17 protein-coding genes are annotated in these 20,654 nt (G+C 48.0%); 9 read left to right on the forward strand and 8 right to left on the reverse strand.

All coding sequences use genetic code 11. The annotated features are described in order from the left end of the window. The 5 genes from NDA06_RS20420 to NDA06_RS20440 form a co-directional block, all read left to right on the forward strand. The coding region (locus tag NDA06_RS20420; protein ID WP_348251831.1) for a carbamoyl phosphate synthase small subunit at positions 1–539 on the forward strand (539 nt) is incomplete at its 5' end. Positions 540–761: 222 nt separating this feature from the next. After that, positions 762–1,130, forward strand: coding sequence for an anti-sigma factor antagonist (locus NDA06_RS20425; RefSeq protein WP_190414821.1), 369 nt, complete (start codon positions 762–764; stop codon positions 1,128–1,130). Between the two features lie 339 nt (positions 1,131–1,469). Further along, positions 1,470–1,907 (forward strand): ribonuclease III domain-containing protein, encoded by a 438-nt coding sequence (locus NDA06_RS20430; protein WP_242028867.1) that lies wholly within the window; start codon positions 1,470–1,472, stop codon positions 1,905–1,907. A gap of 415 nt (positions 1,908–2,322) precedes the next feature. Next, positions 2,323–3,243, forward strand: a complete 921-nt coding sequence (gene rlmB / locus NDA06_RS20435) for a 23S rRNA (guanosine(2251)-2'-O)-methyltransferase RlmB (RefSeq protein ID WP_347276055.1) — start codon at positions 2,323–2,325, stop codon at positions 3,241–3,243. Between the two features lie 61 nt (positions 3,244–3,304). Further along, positions 3,305–3,592: a DUF1816 domain-containing protein gene (locus NDA06_RS20440; protein WP_190414796.1), complete on the forward strand. Its 288-nt coding sequence runs from the start codon at positions 3,305–3,307 to the stop codon at positions 3,590–3,592. A gap of 217 nt (positions 3,593–3,809) precedes the next feature. On the opposite strand, the gene NDA06_RS20445 is transcribed toward NDA06_RS20440, so the two are convergent. After that, positions 3,810–4,661, reverse strand: a complete 852-nt coding sequence (locus NDA06_RS20445; protein ID WP_190984804.1) for an alpha/beta hydrolase — start codon at positions 4,659–4,661, stop codon at positions 3,810–3,812. A 5-nt stretch (positions 4,662–4,666) separates the two neighbouring features. Beyond that, positions 4,667–5,383, reverse strand: a complete 717-nt coding sequence (locus NDA06_RS20450; protein ID WP_190414794.1) for a CAP domain-containing protein — start codon at positions 5,381–5,383, stop codon at positions 4,667–4,669. Between the two features lie 527 nt (positions 5,384–5,910). On the opposite strand from NDA06_RS20450, the gene NDA06_RS20455 reads away from it, so the two are divergent. Further along, a complete protein-coding gene (locus NDA06_RS20455; protein WP_190984803.1) occupies positions 5,911–9,054 on the forward strand; it encodes a PAS domain S-box protein in 3,144 nt (1,047 codons plus the stop codon). Between the two features lie 112 nt (positions 9,055–9,166). Here NDA06_RS20455 and NDA06_RS20460 read toward each other — a convergent pair whose 3' ends face one another. Continuing rightward, on the reverse strand, positions 9,167–9,955 hold the full coding sequence (locus NDA06_RS20460) for a thioredoxin domain-containing protein (protein ID WP_190984802.1): 789 nt from the start codon (positions 9,953–9,955) through the stop codon (positions 9,167–9,169). 236 nt (positions 9,956–10,191) lie between these two features. Here NDA06_RS20460 and gatA point away from each other — a divergent pair, with 236 nt between their 5' ends. Both gatA and NDA06_RS20470 read left to right on the forward strand, forming a co-directional pair. Then, entirely contained in the window at positions 10,192–11,649 is a 1,458-nt protein-coding gene (gene gatA / locus NDA06_RS20465; RefSeq protein ID WP_190414791.1) for an Asp-tRNA(Asn)/Glu-tRNA(Gln) amidotransferase subunit GatA, read from the forward strand. A 65-nt stretch (positions 11,650–11,714) separates the two neighbouring features. Continuing rightward, positions 11,715–15,260: a DNA polymerase III subunit alpha gene (locus NDA06_RS20470; protein ID WP_190984801.1), complete on the forward strand. Its 3,546-nt coding sequence runs from the start codon at positions 11,715–11,717 to the stop codon at positions 15,258–15,260. Between the two features lie 48 nt (positions 15,261–15,308). Here NDA06_RS20470 and NDA06_RS20475 read toward each other — a convergent pair whose 3' ends face one another. The 4 genes from NDA06_RS20475 to NDA06_RS20490 form a co-directional block, all read right to left on the reverse strand. Beyond that, a complete protein-coding gene (locus tag NDA06_RS20475) occupies positions 15,309–16,496 on the reverse strand; it encodes a serine/threonine-protein kinase (RefSeq protein WP_190984800.1) in 1,188 nt (395 codons plus the stop codon). A gap of 145 nt (positions 16,497–16,641) precedes the next feature. Next, a complete protein-coding gene (locus NDA06_RS20480; RefSeq protein WP_190414788.1) occupies positions 16,642–16,944 on the reverse strand; it encodes a TMEM165/GDT1 family protein in 303 nt (100 codons plus the stop codon). Between the two features lie 96 nt (positions 16,945–17,040). Further along, positions 17,041–17,367, reverse strand: coding sequence for a TMEM165/GDT1 family protein (locus NDA06_RS20485; RefSeq protein WP_347275957.1), 327 nt, complete (start codon positions 17,365–17,367; stop codon positions 17,041–17,043). Positions 17,368–17,575: 208 nt separating this feature from the next. Further along, positions 17,576–17,926: a YkgJ family cysteine cluster protein gene (locus NDA06_RS20490; RefSeq protein ID WP_190429480.1), complete on the reverse strand. Its 351-nt coding sequence runs from the start codon at positions 17,924–17,926 to the stop codon at positions 17,576–17,578. A 263-nt stretch (positions 17,927–18,189) separates the two neighbouring features. On the opposite strand from NDA06_RS20490, the gene NDA06_RS20495 reads away from it, so the two are divergent. Further along, positions 18,190–18,312: a photosystem II reaction center protein Ycf12 gene (locus NDA06_RS20495; RefSeq protein ID WP_190414819.1), complete on the forward strand. Its 123-nt coding sequence runs from the start codon at positions 18,190–18,192 to the stop codon at positions 18,310–18,312. A 158-nt stretch (positions 18,313–18,470) separates the two neighbouring features. Here the strand turns inward: NDA06_RS20495 and recJ are convergent, their stop codons facing one another. Beyond that, entirely contained in the window at positions 18,471–20,624 is a 2,154-nt protein-coding gene (gene recJ / locus NDA06_RS20500; protein WP_190984799.1) for a single-stranded-DNA-specific exonuclease RecJ, read from the reverse strand. Positions 20,625–20,654: the final 30 nt, after the last annotated feature.

The following is a 20,654-nucleotide window of genomic DNA, read 5'->3' on the forward strand; positions in this document are numbered from 1 at the left end:
AACGGAACATCCTACGGCGTCTGGCGAGTTACGGTTGCCGCGTGGTCGTGGTTCCCGCCAATACACCCCCCGAAGAAATTCTCAAGCACAACCCCGATGGAATTTTTCTTTCCAATGGTCCCGGCGATCCCGCTGCTGTCACCGAAGGCATCGAAACCACCAGGGCATTGCTAGAAAGCCAGAAACCGATGTTTGGGATCTGCATGGGGCACCAAATTCTCGGTCTTTCGCTGGGGGCTGACACCTTCAAGCTCAAATTTGGTCATCGGGGCTTAAATCAACCCGCCGGTTTTGAGAAGCAGCGAGTGGAGATTACCAGCCAAAACCACGGGTTTGCCATTGACGCAGATTCTTTAAATCCAGAAGTAGAAATTACCCACCTAAACCTGAACGACCGAACCGTGGCTGGGTTGCGTCACAAATCTCTACCTTTCTTTTCCGTGCAGTATCACCCAGAAGCCAGCCCTGGCCCTCACGATGCCGACTATCTGTTTGAGCAATTTGTGGAGCAGATGAGATCGCATAAGCGTAGCGCCTAGATGCGATCTCATTGCCTCGATAAGACCCGTTAGCGAGTAGATTTCCCCCTCTTTGCGCGAGAGGGGGAAAGAGGGGTGAGGGGTGTCCCGGATGAAGTAGAAAGTCTTAATATCCTTGCTCGGTCGCGAATAACTAAGGACGAATTACAACAGATGCGTATATCCGCGCATTGTGTTTTATAATAAAGCCTCGACTAAGGACAATCCAGCTAGGAGGGTGTTATTCCTGAGCCACTAACCCTAACTGTCAGCTTAAGAGGCACTCGCGAAGTTAGGGACAATTATCAGCTATTCCGCCTCACAGGCTTATTGGATGCTTTTTCCGAACCCACATTTCGGAAAGTTATCAGCAAGTGTATTGAAGATGGACCCAGCAACGTTGTGCTGGATCTTTCCAAAATTGATTTTGTTGATAGCTCTGGATTGGGCGCTCTAGTGCAGCTGGTGAAAAAGGCTCAAAGTCTTGAGGGTAGTTTGCAAATTGTTACAAATGCCCGCGTGACTCAAACTGTCAAGCTGGTTCGCTTAGAACAGTTTCTGTCATTGCAGCCTTCAGTCGAAGCGGCATTGGAGAATGTCAAGCCTGCTTGACCTATACAGAGGCGCGATCGCGTAGCGGCGCGGATGCGCTTTTCGTATGCCGCGATGATTCGGCTACTCGCGCTTGAGGGGCGGGGGCTTTAGAACCCGCCCCAATCATTTTCAAAAGTCCTGAACCGGGAATGATGGGGAAACAAAGAGCAGCGGTGCAGAGGCGTAGGAGACAAGGGAACAGGTAATTACCGATTACCCCCTACCGACTCCCGACTCCCCATACCCCATCCCTGATTTTCAGGCAAAAGCATTAAGATCAACTAGAGGGCGAGGTAGGGCATAGATGTGAGTTCACAGGAGGAAGAGTGTTCAGATTGGCTGAATACTAACCCCGTACTGGGTGAAACCAAAATATCGTTGAACTCGATCTGGGCGATCGCAGATCGTCGCACGCAAATTCAGCGGATTTCCCCGGCGTCTTTAGCTTATCTAGGAGATGCCGTGTATGAACTTTATATCCGTAGTTTTTATCTACTGCCACCGAAGCGATCCCACGCTTATCATGACATGGTAGTGGCGCAAGTGAGAGCTGAAAGTCAGGCAAAAGCATTGCGATCGCTCGAACCCCACCTTACCAACACAGAATTAGAAATCTTGCGGCGGGGACGTAACGCCGCGGCAGGTCGTCCCAAGCGCCTCGATCCCGAAATTTATCAACAAGCTAGCAGCTTAGAGACGTTGATGGGCTATCTTTACCTAACAGATCCCCAGCGATTGAATCAGCTGCTGAGCTACTTAGAGCTAAATCCACTTCCACAAGTTAAAGATTCTTAACAATATGGCCGATCAACATCGCCGCCCTCAGCCTCCAAGCAGATCCAGCGCCAGTCGAGGGAAGCCCATTCGAGCCAAGCGTGCCTTCCCAAAGCGTCTTGGGGACAATCGGATTGGGAAGCGAATTGTAGAGCAACAGACGCTCCAGGATCGTTCCTTCTCCGATAACGAGGATGTCAATCGGGATTCGCGCCCAGTCGTCGGGAAGCACGAACAAGTCAAGCCAATTCTCCAGCGCCGGGAGCGTCAGCAAATCCGTCCTGCCTCCCGCCACAAAGACACAGACTCAATTGACACGCGCCGAGAGCGTCAGCAAATCCGTCCTGCCTCCCGCCACAAAGACACAGACTCAACTGACACGCGCCGGGAGCGTCAGCAAATCCGTCCCGCCTCCCGCCACAAAAACACAGACTCAATTGACACGCGCCCGACAGACAACTTCAAGCCCAAGAAGTCGATTCCCAACCGTCACGAACGGGAGATCCCCAGAGGTCGTTTTCAGGACGAGGATCGAGCAGCAGCAGCCGCACCCGAAGAAGAAAGCGATCTGATTTATGGACGGCATCCTGTCCTCACAGCCTTGGAAAAACATCGCCAGCTGAATCGGGTTTGGATACTGCCAAATTTGCGTTATGATTCCCGGTTTCACTCCCTCCTACTGAAAGCCAAGGAACGGGGAACGGTAATCGATGAAGTTAGTGCGCGCCGCTTAGAGCAAATTAGCCACGGGGCAAATCACCAAGGCGTGGTCGCTCAAGTCGCACCCTACGCTTACACTGACCTGAGCGAGTTAATCGCTCAGGCAAAATCCGTCTCGGAGCAGCCAGTGCTGGTGGTAGCGGATGGCATTACCGATCCCCACAATCTAGGAGCGATTATTCGCACGGCAGAAGCTTTGGGTGCCCAGGGATTGGTGATCCCTCAACGACGAGCAGTGGGAATCACATCCGCCGTCATGAAAGTGGCAGTCGGAGCTTTAGAAACTTTTCCTGTTTCCAGAGTGGTTAACCTCAGCCGTGCCTTAGAAGAATTGAAAGCGGCTGGCTTTTGGATTTATGGCACCGCCGCAGGCGATGGTCAAATGTTACACACTACTCAATTTACCGGGCCAGTAGTATTGGTGATTGGTTCTGAAGGTGAAGGATTGAATCTTCTGACACAAAAGTGTTGTGACTTCCTGATTTCGATTCCGCTACAGGGAAACACACCGAGCCTGAATGCGTCAGTCGCAGGGGGAATGGCTCTTTATGAGATATATCGTCAGCGCTGGTCGAATCGGCTCTACTTGAATAATCTTTCAAAAGAGACTTTCAAAAAGAAAGATGACAGAATATAACAGAATGTAAAGAACAACCTTTTAGAAGACTGCTTTGTATCCCCTAAGATAGGCCAAAAACATGAAGGAATTCTTGATTAACATTCTCCACTTCTTTGGATGGGCTTCGTGGGTTGAGATTGTCACAGACAACCCCCGTTGTACTTACTACTTTGGCCCTTTCCTCAGCTCCCAGGAAGCTGATAGAACCAAAGCTGGTTATATCGAAGACCTGGAAGCAGAAGGAGCGAAAGGCATTAAGGCTACTGTGAAGCGCTGTAAGCCAGAGAAGCTGACGATTTACGATGAGTCGGGGGAGCGTTTTGACCGCCAAAGAACAGCTACGTTTTTTAGCGGTCAGCCTTCTTAGGTTTTGAGCTTTTTCACAGGTGATATCCACTTCCTTTGAATCCCCATTAGCACCTTACCCCTAACCGCTCTGGGTTTACCAGAGGGGTGCGATCGCTAGGAATAGATGCTTCTGGGATGCTAAGAATTCACAAGATTGGAAGGATACCAGACTTGAACATGCATCTCCTCTGGTCGGGGCTGCATCACTTCGGGACAGGGTGAGGCGACGATGGTATCTAAACTCCGGCTGGCGTCACGACTTGTGGATGGCTATCGAGCCAAGAGTCAATGTCCCGCAGTACCCGTTCGGGAATTTCCCAGGGAAATAAATGAGCGGTATTCGGGTAGCAGTGCCATTGGCAATCCTTGAGGTGATGAGCCGTTTCTAAACTGGACTCAGGGGTGATGTGGCGATCGCTTGCTCCTGCCAGCATCAAACTCGGACATTGGATTTGCTGGAGATCCGCCAATCGGTTGTAACCAGCTCTCAGAGCAGTATTGAGTGCCTGCGTTGCCGCCGCTGAGGTTTGCAAGTAAGCTGACATCGCTTCCAATGCGAGGTAGCGGTAAGCGCCAGGGGTATGTTGCTCGATCAGGTAGCGATAGAGCGATCGCTTCCCAAAGGTCTCAATATTCCATTCCCACCCAGGCTGTACCCGGTTCACGATCGAAGCCAGCCCCGTGTAGAAATTATCCTGCCAGCTGATTGGCGGATGATTCCCACGGGGGCGTGCTGCTGTGGCAATCAAAATTAAACCCGTGACTCGCTCTGGTAGCCTCAGCGCCAACTCCATCGCCAAAATCCCCCCTAACGACCAACCCAATACCAGGCAACGCTCAATCTGGAAGCGGTCTAGAAGCGCCTCCAAATCGGTTAAATGGTCTTCCATTCTAAAATTACCCTTGATGCGACTATTGCCGTATCCCCGGAGGTCAGGGGCAAAAGTTTGGAATTTTTGGGATAAGTGGTTAGTGAAGACAGACATACTGCTGCCTAACCCCGGATGACCGTGTAGACAGAGAATTGGAAAGCCTTTTCCCTGGCGGAGAACGCTGAGCTGATGAGATGAAGAGGACGAGTGATGCATGAAGCCTATTTCTCTTTATATCCTCCAGCATAGGTAATCACGCACATCGATTTGTATTTTGCGTGAGACCCAAAAGCCACTCCTGCGACTCGGAAAGCCGGGTTAAAAATGTTTTTTCTGTGACCGCGATCCGGAACTCCATCATCAATGATTAACTGCATGACGATAGATTGAGGGGTGTCAGAGCCGTAACTAATATTTTCGGCTGCGGTGGTTTGCCAGGAACCGTAGCGGTTGATGCGAGAAAACGGATCGCTGCGATCGCTCCCATTGTGACCAACCTTACCTTTTGGTCCTTGGTCTTTCACATGATCCCTAGCCCCCAATGACATCCCTTTAGATGCACTTAGAGGTGGGAGAGGACGAGTGGATTTCAGGAAGCGAATCGCTTCATCGACGGCTTTCACACCTTCTTGGGTTTGTAAAAAGACGTTTCCAGACATTCTCACTTGCTTACCTTGGAAGCGTTTTTTCCAATTCTCCAGTACGGCGGCATAGGCGGCGGGATTTTTCCGCGCCTTATTCATTTCAGCAATCACTCCTTGTTCCAGCGGTGAGAGAGTAGTCGCCTGCGCTAGCAAGAGAGAGCCTTCTTGAGAAAAACCAACGGGGACAATATTACCGCTAACATTTGCTAGAGGCTGCCGCGCTTGAACCATCAAAGGAGAGAACGTAGCGAGTAGAACGATGGGGGCAAATGCCCAAAATTGAATTCGACGCATAAGTTACTTTAAGACTCGCTGCCACGAGTTGATAAACTGTCCGTATTAGATAAATAGACAGCACCCGACGAGAAAGTTTCCCCATTTTTGACTACGAGGGGATCGTCTAAAATTTTCAGTGTTTGTGCTAGCTGAGTTTCATTTTGAATCGCGTTACAGTCGATGTCATCGGTGCGATCGCTTACTATTTAGCCTGGAAGTTAGTCTGGAAGGCGCGTTCAGTAACTTTGTATAATCCAACACGATAGAATTCTTGTGCTGAACCTGATTCAGAATTTAGGGCGCTGGTAAGGTGGAGTGGTAGCACGCCTCTCACTTGAGTTTGTCAGCGATAAAACTTATCTATATACGCAGAATTCTTCTAGTTTTTTTGCAATTCGTTATTTCAACAAATGTTACTAGCCTTTGTTTAGAGGGAACTCTAAATATCGAATCCTCTTCGTCATCATGCACTTTGCTATGCGGATGGGGAGGGGCAGAAGCCGCAGTATTGGATACTGTCCAGTGTAGGAACCAATCCCTAATTCATGAAACAGCACTTCCCGGCTCAGAGCCAGATGAAGCACGATTGCCTTTGTTTCCAATTCATTGAAAACCTACCCTTAGCGGCTGCCATTCTCGATTGCAACCTCAACTATCTGCTCTTCAGCCAGCGGTGGTTGAGCGAACTGGGACTGAAGCAACCAGAAATTATTGGGCGATCGCATCCTGAAGTTTGCCCCTCGGATTGGGAACCCTTACAGGCAGCATACCAACGTTGTTTGACCGAAGCAGTCGAGATGTTGGTAGAAGAACCGTTTCAGCGAACGGATGGCTCAACTGGTTGGCGCAAATGGGAGATTCGTCCTTGGCAAGATGAAACCGGAGTGATGGGCGGCATCATCCTGGCAATCGAAGATATCACGGAGCGCAAACAAGCTGAGGCAGCTTTAGCCGTTAAGGAGGCACGATTTAGAGATACCACCGCGAATCTACCTGGGGTGATTTTCCAGTTTACCAACCGGAAGGATGTCTGGAGAGTAGATTATATGAGCGAAGGAATCTGGAATCTTCTAGGCGTGACGGCTGAGGTGGTGATGGCAGATTTCGGCGCGTTCATTCGTCAGGTGCATCCTGACGACTTAGAAAGCTATTATGCATCGGTCACTGAAGTGATTGAGCAATCCATCCCTTGGCACTATGAAGGGCGATTAATCAAGCCAAATGGAGAGATACGCTGGTGGCAGGGTAGTTCTATCCCTACGAAAAACAATCAGGGTGAAATTATCTTCTGTGGGGTGCTGCTAGATATCACGGAGCGAAAGGAAGCGGAAGCAGCACTGAACCAAGGGAAGCTAGAGCTAGAACAACGAGTCGAGGAACGCACTCAGGAACTCCGAGCAGTGGTGGCACAACTGCAAGACGAAATCCGAGAGCGAGAGCAGGCAGAAGCCGCTTTGAAAGAGAGCGAGGCAGAACTACAAGCGATTATCGATAACTGTCCGGCAGTGATTTATTTAAAGGATATTCAAGGACGACACATTCGGGTTAATCGGGAATTTGAACGGTTATTTGGTATTACCAGAGAGGAGATTAAAGGAAAGACGAATTACGACTTGTTTCCCCAAGAAATGGCTCAGCAGTTTACACAGAACGATCGACGGATTCTGGCAGGGGGAAAAGCCATCGTCTCAGAAGAAGTTATCCCCCATGAGGATGGTTTGCATACATACGTTTCGGTGCATTTCCCAATTCTGGATGAGGATGGTGTGCCTTACGCTCTAGGTGGAATTTCAACGGATATCAGCGATCGCAAGCGCGTCGAAGACGAACGCAAACAAGCAGAAGCAGACCTGCGCGAACGCAATGCCCTCTTAAACTCTATTTTGGAAAGTACACCAGACTTCATCCTTGTCAAAGATCGGCAGGGGCGTCATATCGCGCTCAACTCTAATTTGGCAAACTTCTTTGGAAAGCCAATTGAGGAGATTCTTGGCAAAGACGATTCTGAACTGCTACCTCCCGACATTGCCCACCAAATCATGGCGAGAGACCGTCAGATTATGGAAGCAGGCGTTACTGAAGCTTATGAGGAAGTGGTTTCTAATGGTGACATCAACACCACCTTTTTAACCACAAAAGCTCCTTGGCGGGATGCTCACGGTAACATTCTGGGTATCGTTGTCATTACGAGGGATATTAGCGATGTCTACGACGAGCTTCGCTTACGCAAACGGGTAGAAGATGCCTTGCGATTGTCCGTTCAGCAGCTAAAAGAGCAAGCACAGCGCGAACAGTTAATTAATCGGCTCACAAACCAGATTCGCAATTCTCTTGACTTTGATGCCATCTTAGAGACAACATTGCACGAAATCCAGAAAGTCCTTCAGACCGATCGATGTCATCTTGGCTGGTATCACGGCAATGTAGAGGAGCCATACTGGGAAATTTCTCCGGAAGTTCGCCTTTCTCACCTACCCGATTTGACCGGGCGCTATCCTGCATCGGCATTCGGTGTGTTAGCGACCAAACTTCTAAAGCTGGAAACCTTACGAATAGAAGATATCGAGACGGTAGAAGATCCCACTTGGCGAGACTTTGTACGCACGCTAGGAATGCGAACAGTACTGATTATCCCCGTTCAGTTACCTGGGGGTATGGTTGTCGCAATTTGCTGTAGCCACAGCACCGAACCGCGTTGCTGGAACGATAGCGAGGTCGAGTTGTTACAGGTCGTGATCGAGCAGTTTGCGATCGCGCTCAACCAGGCAGACCTGTACAATCAAACCCGTACTAAAGCACACGAGTTAGAGCAGACACTCAAGGAACTCCAGCAGACTCAGGCGCAATTGGTACAAACTGAAAAAATGTCCAGTCTGGGACAGTTAGTTGCTGGCGTTGCCCATGAAATTAATAACCCCGTCAACTTCATCTACGGCAACCTCACTTATGCCAACAACTATATGCAAGACTTGCTGAGGTTGCTGGAACTGTATCAAACGCACTATCCTCACCCGCATTCAGAAATTCAGGAAGAAGCTGAAGCGATTGACCTAGAATTCCTGATGCAAGACTTGCCGAAGCTGCTATCGTCGATGAAAGTTGGAGCCGACCGAATTCAGGAGATCGTGCTGGCACTCCGCAACTTCTCACGCATGGATGAGGCAGAAGTGAAAGCTGTCAACATTCACGAAGGCATTGACAGCACGCTAACCATCCTGCACAACCGTCTGAAAGACAAATCTGACCGTCGCGGCATTGAAATCATCAAGGAATACGGAAATTTGCCCTTGGTGGAATGCTACGCCGGTCAGTTGAATCAGGTGTTTATGAATGTACTTTCCAATGCGATGGATGCCCTAGACGAACGGGACGCTCAGCGATCGCCTCAGGACATCAAAGAAAATCCCAGCCGAATCACCATTTATACCCAGTTACTGAACCCCCAGCAGGTGCAAATCCGCATCGCTGACAATGGGCGGGGGATGACTGAAACGGTTAGACAGCGCCTGTTTGAACCTTTCTTTACCACCAAGTCGATTGGTAAAGGCACCGGATTGGGCTTGTCTATCAGCTACCAAGTGGTCGTCGAAAAACATGGTGGTCAGCTGGAGTGCATTTCTTCTCCCGGTAAGGGAGCTGAGTTTCTGATTACACTGCCTTTAGTTACCAAAGTGACAGCCTCTCTGTAATCTGGCATTCTGTCAACTCAGGTACAGCTAAATGACTGAGGCTGTTAGAAGCGCTCAAAGGCAATGAACGCTTAAAGCGCTCCATCCTGATTCAATCTTGATGACGCTGGAACTACTTGGCAGCAGTGAGTAGATTTTCCATATCTGACAGTTGGATAGGACCGGAGAAAGTCTCAGTATCGATCAAGAAAAAGGGTGTGCCTGCAAGCCCTAAACTCTCGGCTAGCTGAACATCCTGTCCAATCGCAGCACTAGCGGTATCGCTGGCGCGATCGCGGTTAAATTGCTCTAAATCTAAATCGAGTGTTTGGGCAATCTCCACATACAAGTCGTCGCCCAATTTGTCTTGCTTGGCAAATAAAGCATCATGATATTCCCAGAATTTGCCTTGCTGCTGTGCCGCCCATGCCGCTTTAGCCGCTGGCATGGCTTCCGCATGGATTGGAGCTAGGGGAAAATGCTTGTAAGCTAAAGTCACTTCATCCGGATGCTTTGCGATCAGCTCCTTTAGCGTGTCATGCGCTTGGGCACAATAAGGACATTGGAAGTCTGAAAATTCGATTAGCACAACCTTTGACGACTCTGTTCCCGTCGTCGGAGATGCCCCAATGACTGCCTTGGGGTTGGTCTTGAATTCCTGCAAAAATGACTGCTGGGCTTGGCTTAGGCGCTGTTGTTGTTGCTGCTGATATGCCTGAACAGATTCCAAAATTACTTCTGGGTGCTGACGAATCACTTGTAAAATTTGCTCTTCCAAGCGCGGGCTAATTTGGGTCGCTGCTTGCACTGGGAGTGTCCAACCGAAAAATGTTAGAGACAATAGCAATAGGGTTGCGAGTCTCAAAACTTTCTGAGCGAGAAAGCGGATGGGAGCGATCGCGCAAAACTGAAATCGACGCATAATTGACCTGGCGTGTGTTACGGACACGATCCAGTATGCTCGACTTGGAGGGTAACTGGACAGCGTCGGGAAAGGGATGTCTTGTGTAGAACAACCTTCGGTTCGGCATTTTCGGGTTTGCCAAACTTCCCGCTAAAATTTCACAATCCCAAAGGATTGCTGAATTAACCATCGCGTCTAAACCACGACCTATACTAAATATCTGGACTTTGAGTCACTAAAGGTAGAAGCAAAGCATGCCATCCATCCGCGAGTTGCACAAACAACTCATTAGTAAAGAACGCTCCGCTGTAGAACTCACTCAAGAAGCTTTAGACCGCATTCAGGCACTAGAGCCGAAATTGAATAGTTTTTTGAGCGTGACGGCAGAGAGAGCATTAGAACAGGCTCAAGCTGTGGATGCCAAAATCGCTGCTGGTGAAGAAATTGGGCTGATGGCTGGCATTCCCATTGGCATCAAGGACAATCTCTGTACCCAGGGAATTCGCACCACTTGCGGTTCCAAGATTTTGGAAAATTTTGTCCCCTCCTACGAGTCAACCGTGACCCAAAAACTGGCAGATGCTGGTGCGGTGATGGTGGGCAAAACGAATATGGATGAGTTTGCGATGGGCAGTTCTACGGAAAGCTCTGCCTATCAAGTCACCGCCAACCCTTGGGATTTACAGCGGGTGCCGGGAGGATCGTCTGGCGGTTCGGCGGCGGCGGTGGCGGCAAGAGAGTGTGTGGTGTCTCTCGGTTCCGATACGGGGGGGTCTATCCGTCAGCCAGCGTCTTTCTGCGGCGTTGTCGGGTTAAAACCGACTTATGGGCTGGTTTCCCGTTTTGGTCTGGTTGCTTATGGGTCTTCTTTGGACCAAATTGGGCCATTTGCGCGGACAGTCGAAGATGCGGCAATTTTACTGGGAGCGATCGCGGGTTACGATCCCAAAGACTCTACCAGTCTCGACGTTAAAATCCCAAACTACGCCAAATCCCTGCGACCTGACCTGAGACCTAGAGGTCAGTTGAGAGTCGGTTTTATTAAAGAAACTTTTGGCGAAGGTGTAGACTCCTGCGTCTGGCAAGCAGTCACAAAAGCGATTGAGCAGCTGCAAAATTTGGGAGCCGAAATTCAAGAAATTTCCTGTCCCCGCTTCCGCTACGGTTTGCCTACCTATTACATCATTGCTCCTTCTGAGGCATCCGCCAATCTCGCCCGTTATGACGGCGTGAAGTATGGCTTCCGAACGCCTGACGCGGACAATCTATTGTCAATGTATACTCAAACTCGCTCCGCTGGTTTTGGCACCGAAGTCAAGCGGCGGATCATGTTGGGCACTTATGCTCTCTCAGCAGGATATTACGACGCCTATTATCTGAAAGCGCAAAAAGTCCGCACTTTGATTAAACAAGACTTCCAACGGGCTTTTGAAAGAGTGGATATCTTAGTGTCTCCCACTGCTCCCACCACCGCATTTAAAGCAGGGGAAAATAGCGAAGATCCCTTGAGTATGTATTTAAATGACCTGATGACGATTCCTTTGAATCTTGCAGGTTTACCTGGATTGAGTTTACCTTGTGGATTCGATGACCAGGGATTACCGATTGGGATACAGATGATGAGTAACGTGTTGCGAGAAGATTTGCTACTGCAAGTCGCTTATGCCTATGAGCAAGCAACCGATTGGCATCTACGCGCTCCAAAACTCTAGATTAGTAATCGGTAATTGGCATTACCGATTACCGATTACCAATTACCGATTACCAATTACCAAATATGTCTTTTGTTGGTTTGCACGTTCACAGTGATTACAGTTTGCTGGATGGTGCCAGTCAGTTACCGGAACTGGTGGATCAAGCATTGAAATTGGGGATGCCTGCGATCGCGCTCACAGATCACGGTGTTATGTATGGCGCGATTGAGCTAATTAAGGTTTGTCGTGGGAAAACGATTAAGCCGATTATTGGCAATGAAATGTATGTCGTTAATGGTGATATTGAAGAACAAAAGCGCGGCAGAAAAAAATATCACCAAGTTGTTTTAGCGAAAAATACGAAAGGCTATAAAAATTTAGTTAAGTTAACAACAATTTCCCATCTTAAAGGGTATCAGGGAAAAGGAATTTTTGCCCGTCCCTGTATCAATAAAGAATTATTAGCTGAATACCACGAAGGTTTAATTGTTACCAGTGCTTGTTTGGGAGGTGAAATTCCTCAAGCAATTCTTCAGCGCCGACCAGATGTTGCTCGTCGAACTGCTCAGTGGTATAAAGATGTTTTCGGTGAAGATTTTTATTTAGAAATTCAAGATCACGGTTCTCAAGAAGACCGAACAGTTAACGTTGAGATTGTAAAAATTGCGCGGGAACTAGACATAAAAATTGTCGCTACTAATGATTCCCATTTTATTTCTTGCAACGATGTCGAAGCTCACGACGCATTGTTATGTATTCAGACCGGAAAACTGATTTCTGAAGATAATCGGATGCGCTACAGCGGCACTGAATATCTGAAATCCGCTGATGAGATGAAATATCTGTTTCGAGATCATCTACCGGACGACGTAATTGAGGAAGCGATCGCAAATACCCTAGAAGTCGCAGACAAAGTTCAACCTTACAACATCCTCGGTGAGCCTCGTCTTCCCGATTATCCAATCCCAGCCGACTACACCGCCGATACTTTTCTCGAAGATGTTACCTGGAAAGGTCTCTTAGAACGGTTTGGTTATCGCTCTCGTGCTGAAGTCGATCCCATCTACAAAGAGCGGCTGGAGTATGAGTTGAAAATGATGCAACAGATGGGATTTTCAACTTATTTTTTAGTTGTTTGGGATTATATCAAATATGCCAGAGATAATAATATTCCAGTGGGGCCTGGTCGCGGTTCTGCGGCGGGTTCTCTGGTTGCTTATGCCTTAAAAATTACTAACATCGATCCCGTCCATCATGGGTTACTATTCGAGCGATTTTTGAACCCAGAACGGAAATCTATGCCAGATATTGATACGGATTTCTGCATTGAACAACGGGACAAAGTGATTGAATATGTTACCCAAAAGTATGGCACGGATAGGGTGGCGCAGATTATTACCTTTAACCGCCTCACGTCTAAAGCGGTGTTAAAAGATGTCGCCAGAGTGTTGAATATTCCCTATGGGGATGCAGACAAAATGGCAAAACTGATCCCAGTAGTGCGAGGTAAGCCAACAAAACTCAAGGTGATGATTTCGGATGATACCCCCGCACCAGAGTTTAAAGAAAAATACAATAATGACCCTATCGTCCGCCATTGGATTGATATGGCAATGCGAATTGAAGGAACGAACAAAACTTTCGGGGTACACGCCGCCGGAGTCGTGATTTCAGCAGAACCTTTAGATCAAATTGTGCCGCTACAACGAAATAATGACGGCTCAGTCATTACCCAGTATTTCATGGAAGACTTGGAATCGCTGGGGTTATTAAAGATGGACTTTCTGGGGTTAAGAAACTTAACCATGATCCAGAAAAGCATCGATCTAATTAAGCAAAATAAAAATATTACCCTCGATCCCGATCAACTCCCACTTGACGAAAGAAAAGCTCAGAAAATCTTAGCCAAAAGTGAAGTTAAAAAAATACCCCCGGATATTCAAAAGACCTACGAAGTATTAGAAAAAGGTGAATTAGAAGGCATCTTTCAATTAGAATCTTCTGGAATGCGTCAGATTGTGCGCGACCTGAAGCCTTCCAGCATCGAAGATATTTCCTCAATTCTTGCTCTCTATCGACCGGGACCATTAGATGCGGGTCTGATTCCTCTGTTTATTAACCGCAAGCATGGTCGAGAAGAAATCAAGTATGTCGATCCTTTACTAGAGCCAATTCTGCAAGAAACCTATGCGGTTCTTGTTTACCAAGAACAAATCATGAAAATGGCTCAGGATTTAGCAGGATATTCTCTAGGACAAGCAGATTTATTGAGAAGATCGATGGGTAAAAAAAAGGTTTCGGAAATGCAAAAGCATAGAGAAGCCTTTATTGATGGAGCTGCTAAAAATGGAGTAAAGGAAAAGATTGCTGAAGATTTATTCGAGCAGATGGTTAAATTTGCCGAATATTGCTTCAATAAATCCCATTCAACGGCTTATGCTTATGTAACTTATCAAACGGCATATTTAAAGGCAAATTATCCCGTTGAATACATGGCAGCGCTGCTGACATCTAACAGTGGCGACCAGGATAAGGTGCAAAAATATATCACCACTTGTTTGAGTATGAATATTCAAGTGGAGCCGCCAGATATTAATCGATCGGGAGTTGATTTTACACCCCTGCAAAATAGTATTTTATTCGGATTGTCGGCAGTCCGAAATGTGGGAGAGGGGGCAATTCGGTGTCTTTTGGCAGCACGGGAAACCGGGGGCAATTTTAAGTCTTTGGCTGATTTGTGCGATCGCGTGGATCTTCGCACAGTTAACAGCCGCGCCTTAGAAGCTTTGATCAAATGCGGTGCGTTTGATACCCTCGAACCCAACCGACAGCAATTAAGCAAAGACCTTGAGCTAGTTCTCCCTTGGGGGCAAAATCGCGCTAAAGACCGAGCCAGTGGGCAGGGAAATCTCTTTGACTTTGGAAATACGACAACAGAAAGTAGCTTTGAATCTGCTCCTAAGGCTCCAGCCATACCTGATTTTTCTCAACACGAAAAGTTACATTTTGAGAAAGAACTGCTAGGCTTTTACGTCTCTGACCATCCCCTTAAATCTGTGCGGAAATCCGCTCAAATTCTCGCTCCGATTAATCTTAGCGAACTCGGCGACCAGCGGGAGGATACGACTCTTAGCGCCATTGTGATAGTCAGCGGGATCAAACCCGTAGTCACCAAAAAAGGCGATCGCATGGCGATCTTGCAAATCGAAGACTTAACAGGTCAATCTGAAGCCGTCGTCTTTCCGAAAACTTACGAACGCATTCACTTACATCTGGTCGTGGATAATCGCCTGATTATTTGGGGAAAAGTAGACAGGCGAGACGATAAAACTCAGCTGATCGTTGAGGATACAGAACCCATTGAACAAGTGCGGATGGTGATGGTGGAACTGACACCTCATCAAGCGGGTGACATTGCGGAACAGCATCGCTTGATGACCAATCTCCAAGAACACTCAGGCGATAAAGACAAAGCAAATGTCCCGGTGATTGCAACGGTGAAAGGAGGACAGCGGCACTTAACCGTTCGCCTTGGTCGTCAATTCTGGGTGCAAGACCACAACACGGCTGTTGAGGCACTCAATTCGGCTGGATTTCCGGCTCGCATTCAGCCTCTGATCGCTGTTTGAGATTGTTTAATTGATGGCGGTGCCTTCCAAACAGCCATCCCCAAGGCGCTAGCTCTGAGGGGGCTTTTTGGGCGTTGGAGATCCCAGAAACTGACTTTTTAGCTCCTCCAATTCCAGATCGACCTGGCTGTTAGCTTTAGCAGGATTTGAAGATGGAGGTTGTGGGGACGCCGATTTTTGATTTTCGTTTTTGGCGGTGCTACCACCCATTATTTCGGCTTTTAAAGCCTCTAATTCAATATCAATTTGGCTTTTGGATGTATTAGGGGGCTTGTTGGCAACGAGTGGTGTCACCGGCGATGATTTCAGAGGCTTGGCAGGTGTCGCCGGTGTATGAGAAATTACCGTGACTTGGGCTGGCGAAGGATTCAGGTCTTTCAAGACTTCTTCTACTGATTGATAGCGCCGACTGGGAGCAGTTTGCAGCATTTTGTCCAGAATTTTGCTCAGCGAATCGCTAACTTTAGAGATTAAATATTGCCGCCAAATCCAAGCATCTTCGTTAATATCGTACAAGTCAAACGGAGAGCGCTGAGTTAATAGATGAATGCAGGTGACGCCTAAACTATAAATATCGCTAGCGAAAGAAGCTTTGCCTCTGGCTTGCTCTGGTGCCACATATTCAGGGCTGCCAATGCTGGTTCCCGTTTGGTTGAGGGCGTTAGTGGTGGCAACTTTAGACGCGCCGAAATCAACCAGAACGAGCTTGCGATCGCGACTTCTGCGAATAATATTTTCTGGCTTAATATCTCGGTGAATTACTTGTTGGCTGTGGACAAATTGCAGCACTGACAATAAATCATTCAGCAACTGACGAATTTGAGATTCGCTAAAAGCACCTACTTGTGCCAATTCTTGGGCTAAGTTTTGCCCGTCGATAAACTCTTGCACCAAATACTGGCGATCGTCTTGAGTAAAATATGCCAGTAATTCGGGAATCTGGGAATGTTTACCCAGTTCATCCAGCCGCATCGCTTCTTGATTAAATAACTCAATTGCCTTTTTAACCGTGCTGGTGCCTTGGGCTTGCGGGTAAAACTGCTTGATTACACAACGCGGTTTAGAAGGTTTATCTTCATCCACTGCCAAAAAAGTTCTACCAAAGCCGCCTTGCCCAATCGGTTTGATGGCACGGTAACGGTCTTTGAGCAGCAACTTAGTGCCGCAAGTCAGGCAAAACTTTGTATCAGAGGGATTTTGAGAGTTTGGGCAAGCTGGATTGAGGCAATAGCTCATAGTGGGAAGCGCTGCAACTGACTAAATCTATGTTGACACTCCTAGCGCTAAAGCCTTGTTTTTTTACGGGCTTTTTCCAGAATTAATGTTTTTCTGGCTGGAATTTTTCTTCCCAATGTAAGAACTCAAAGCCCAAACCCGATCTCTACGGTGTCTCTTCTAAATCTTCTGGCACATCGGTATCGGGCCACAACAAGCGGACGGCAATTAAGGCAAACCCAATGGCTGCGATCGCTTTGAGTAACCGCGCAGGTAACAGCACCGCCACGCCTTCCCCAGCAATGACTCCCAGGAAGCTAGCCAGTAGCAGTGCGGCGATCGTTCCGAGAAACACGGCGCGGGGAGATTTAGAACTGCCACTGAGCGCGATCGCTGCCAATTGGCTTTTATCGCCAATCTCCGCTAAAAATACCGTGATGAAACTAATTCCGAGAAGATGCCAATCCATAGTTGAAGGTTGGAAGGGTTAAAGGTTGAAAGTTTTGAATCGCTGATAGGTTGAACTTTACAACGTGCCAACCTTGCAACGTGAAAATCTTGCAGCTTAAAAATGCACGACATCCCACAGCAACATCACAGAAACGAAAAGCAAACAAGCTCCCGCTGCCATGTCCAAGGTTTTAGGAGACAGCCGAGTTGCCAGCCAGCGCCCCAACAATACACCCACCAAGCTTGTGGCGATTAGTGCCACCGCCGCACCCGCAAACACCAACCACGGCGACTGAGATTCTGCACTCATCAGCAGCGTTGCCACCTGAGTTTTATCTCCCATTTCTGCCAAAAAGATCGTCAAGAACGTGGAGCTAAAGACTGTCCAAGGCACCCGCTGGAAAAGCTTCACTTTTGGCTTTTGAGATTTAGAATGGCTAATCTTTGAAGAGGGTGAAGGCGCTGATTCAACGGCAGGTACCTGGGCGCTAGGACGCTCTAAGGCAGGCAGGCTAGGAGGCAGTGCAGAAAGTTTCACTATTGAGTTAGGCTCAACGCTAGCTAATTTTCATATTCTTTTCATTTTCTCAGAATATGGTGCAAATATCAACCTTTGGTTGCTTGCAGAAGATTTAAGTTCCTAATCGGTTTCAAAAGCCAACTTCCTGGTTAAATCGGATCATTTCTAAAGAGCGATCGCCATAAACGCCTTCAATCTGTTCGCGGCAACACTCCACCGCAAAGTCATTGAGTTCCTCTGGCTCAATGCCGTACAATTCCTCAAAAACATCTGCCTGCACCCGACAAAAGCGAGGACGATCTAGATAAATCTGACATTCTCTCGTCTCCCGATCGAAATTCACACACCATCCCCCTTCGCCGACCATGCTCAGATATAGCTGTAACTCCTCTGGCATGAGATATTGATCTAAGTCAGGGCGATCTGCTGGATCGAGATGACAGCAGGCTCCACATTGCTTAACACATCGCCAAGTCGGCATTGTTCCAAACCATCTTTCAAAAAGTTCTCGTCTCTTCAGTTTAGACGCGATAAATCGCGCCTTGGAGAGAGGTTTTTCCTTGCCAGCTACAAGAAACGACTTTCTGAGGGTTTTTTGTCATTGTTTATACTTTTGTAAAGTTCTTTAAATAAAAGACGCGATCGCTGGGTAAGATTAGATGGCAAAATTTGCCAATTAGCTATTCAAATCAACACATTGTAAATACCCGTAGAAAGGCAGGACAAATGGAGATTTTCAGCGACTTGTTCAGCGGTTTGAGCAGCATCAACTGGGAAGTCATTGCTCAGCTAGGCTTTGTGGCGGTAATTATGCTTGCTGGCCCAGCAGTTATCTTCGTGCTGGCATTTCGAGGCGGCGACCTCTAAAAGACTGGCATTTTGACACAAAATCGTATTTTCAACGCACAGTACCGCAAAGGATAGCGCAGAGTCACGCAAAGGATGAGCAGATAGCTTTGCGTAACTTGGCAAATCCCTTTGCGTTACTTTGCCTTAAAAAATCTTATCTCGCTTTCTCAGAAAACTTAGGTATTTTTTCCCGGTAGATCCAGCGCTTGCATTGCCGCTTTAATCAATGGATAAAACGGAGGTTTCGTCACATCAACCTCTTTGGCGTTTTCCCGCGTGATTCCGAGTAAACCCATTCTGTGTCCTTGCTGAATCGCCAGAACCTTGCCTTCGGGATTTCTAATTTTTAACTCTTTTAAAGACTCAGAAAGGCTACAGGTATAGCGACGCTGGTTGTAGTGAAACTCAGCTTTCAGACTTGGGGAGAAGGACAATTGATGAGGTTCCCCCGTGGAACGTCGTAGACCTACTAACTCCAGTTGTATTGTGGTGTTGCCATTCCAGGTATTTTGTCGCAGTTTGTAGGCGATATCGACTCGCGACGGTAAAGGGTAATAATTGCCCCATCGCCAAGCGATCGCTTCGATTTTCCGAACCTGACTCCCGTTATTGCCAGAGTCTTGGAATTTTAATTTGACGTGACCCTTCCCGACAATTTTTTGCTCAACTACGCGGACATTCGGCGTCCAGAATACGGGATCGGCGTTTTCAATCCCGCACGGGTGAAGGGCATCAATCTGTTGGTACAGATCAAGATTAATATCGTCGAGGTTAGCCTGAACGTCAATCTTGAGCAGCGGCTTTAGGTGCTGGGGTTCCAGACACTGATGAGCAAAAAGGCTAAGACGCGATCGCAATGCAGGGAGATTTTCGGCTGGCATCGAAAAGCCCCCCGCCGCCTTGTGTCCGCCAAATTTCCCCAGCAAATCCTGACAAAACTGCAAAGCTTCAAATACGTGAAATTCAGGAATCCCCCGCGCCGAACCCCGGACGTGATGCTCATCTTCATAAGTTCCGATAAACACCGGCACGCCGTAGCGTTCCACCAAGCGCGAGGCAACAATTCCAATCACGCCATGATGCCATCCCGGTTGAACCAGCACTAACACCCGTTCTTGCTGGAAGTCAATCGACTTATCTGGAATTTGAGGTAAAACCTCACTGGCAGAATCTAACTTTTTATTCGGGGTTCCAATAATCTGGGTTTCTTCACACCAAGTAACAGCATCCCGTTCAATCTCTTCACAGAGTTGCTGTCGGTGTTTGTTAATTTGTTCGCACTGCATCGCCCGTTCCAGTGCGATTCCCATATCATCAGTTATCAGCAATTCAATCACCGTCTGCGGGTCGGCAATCCGTCCCACGGCGTTAATTCTTGGCCCCAGGCGAAACCCAATATCCTCTGGCTTTAAGGATTGTGGATTTGGGATTTTAGATTTTGGAGTTTCCGCTTCGCTGTTCTCTGTGCCTTGTGGTACTCCCGCTATCTGAATCAGCGCCTGAACTCCCGCTAGTTGAGAATTCGGTAATTGTTGCAAACCCCGCTTCACCCAGCGGCGGTTTACCCCTGTTAACGGTGCTAAATCGGCAATGGTTCCGAGGGTAAAAAGTTCTAATAGTGGCTTCACCAATCCCTTCGTTTGCCCCAGCTGTTGGGCGAGGGTGACAGCCAAGATATAAGCGACGCCAACGCCCGCCACCCCGCGATAAGGAGAAGATTCTCGAATCAGCTTGGGATTGAGAATGGCATCGGCTGGAGGCAGTTTTTCGGGAATATCGTGATGATCGGTGACAATGACTTTGACACCCAGCTGCCGTGCCCGATCGATCGGTTCAAAAGCAGAAATGCCGTTGTCTACCGTTAAAATCAGCCAAACGCCTTCCCGGTGAAATTCTTCGACAATGCGCCGATTAATCCCGTATCCTTCACTCATGCGGCTGGGAATCGCATAATCCACCTGTGCCCCTAACCACCGCAATGCCCGGAGTAATAGCGCAGTGCTGGTCATCCCATCCGCATCATAATCTCCGCAGATCGCAATTTTGTGCTGGGATGCGATCGCTTCTTTCAACAACTCCACACTGATTGCTAGGTCGGGGAATTCTTCCAAAGGTGAGGGCAAAACCTGAGATTCTGGATCTAGGAATGCTTGCGCCTCTTCAGGTGTCTCAATGCCTCGGTTAATCAGTACCTGACTCAACAGTGGTGAAAGACCCGTCGTTTTAGCTAACTGTTGGGCTAGTTCGTCTCGTACTGGAAATATTTGCCATCGATGATTGGGCAATCGGGCAGGACGAGGGGATGATTCTGAATGAGGGCGATCTTGCACAGGCGTCGTATTTCCAGCAGTCTGGCTCAG

Source organism: Trichocoleus sp. ST-U1, assembly GCF_039961835.1.
Taxonomy (GTDB): Bacteria; Cyanobacteriota; Cyanobacteriia; order Cyanobacteriales; family FACHB-T130; genus FACHB-T130.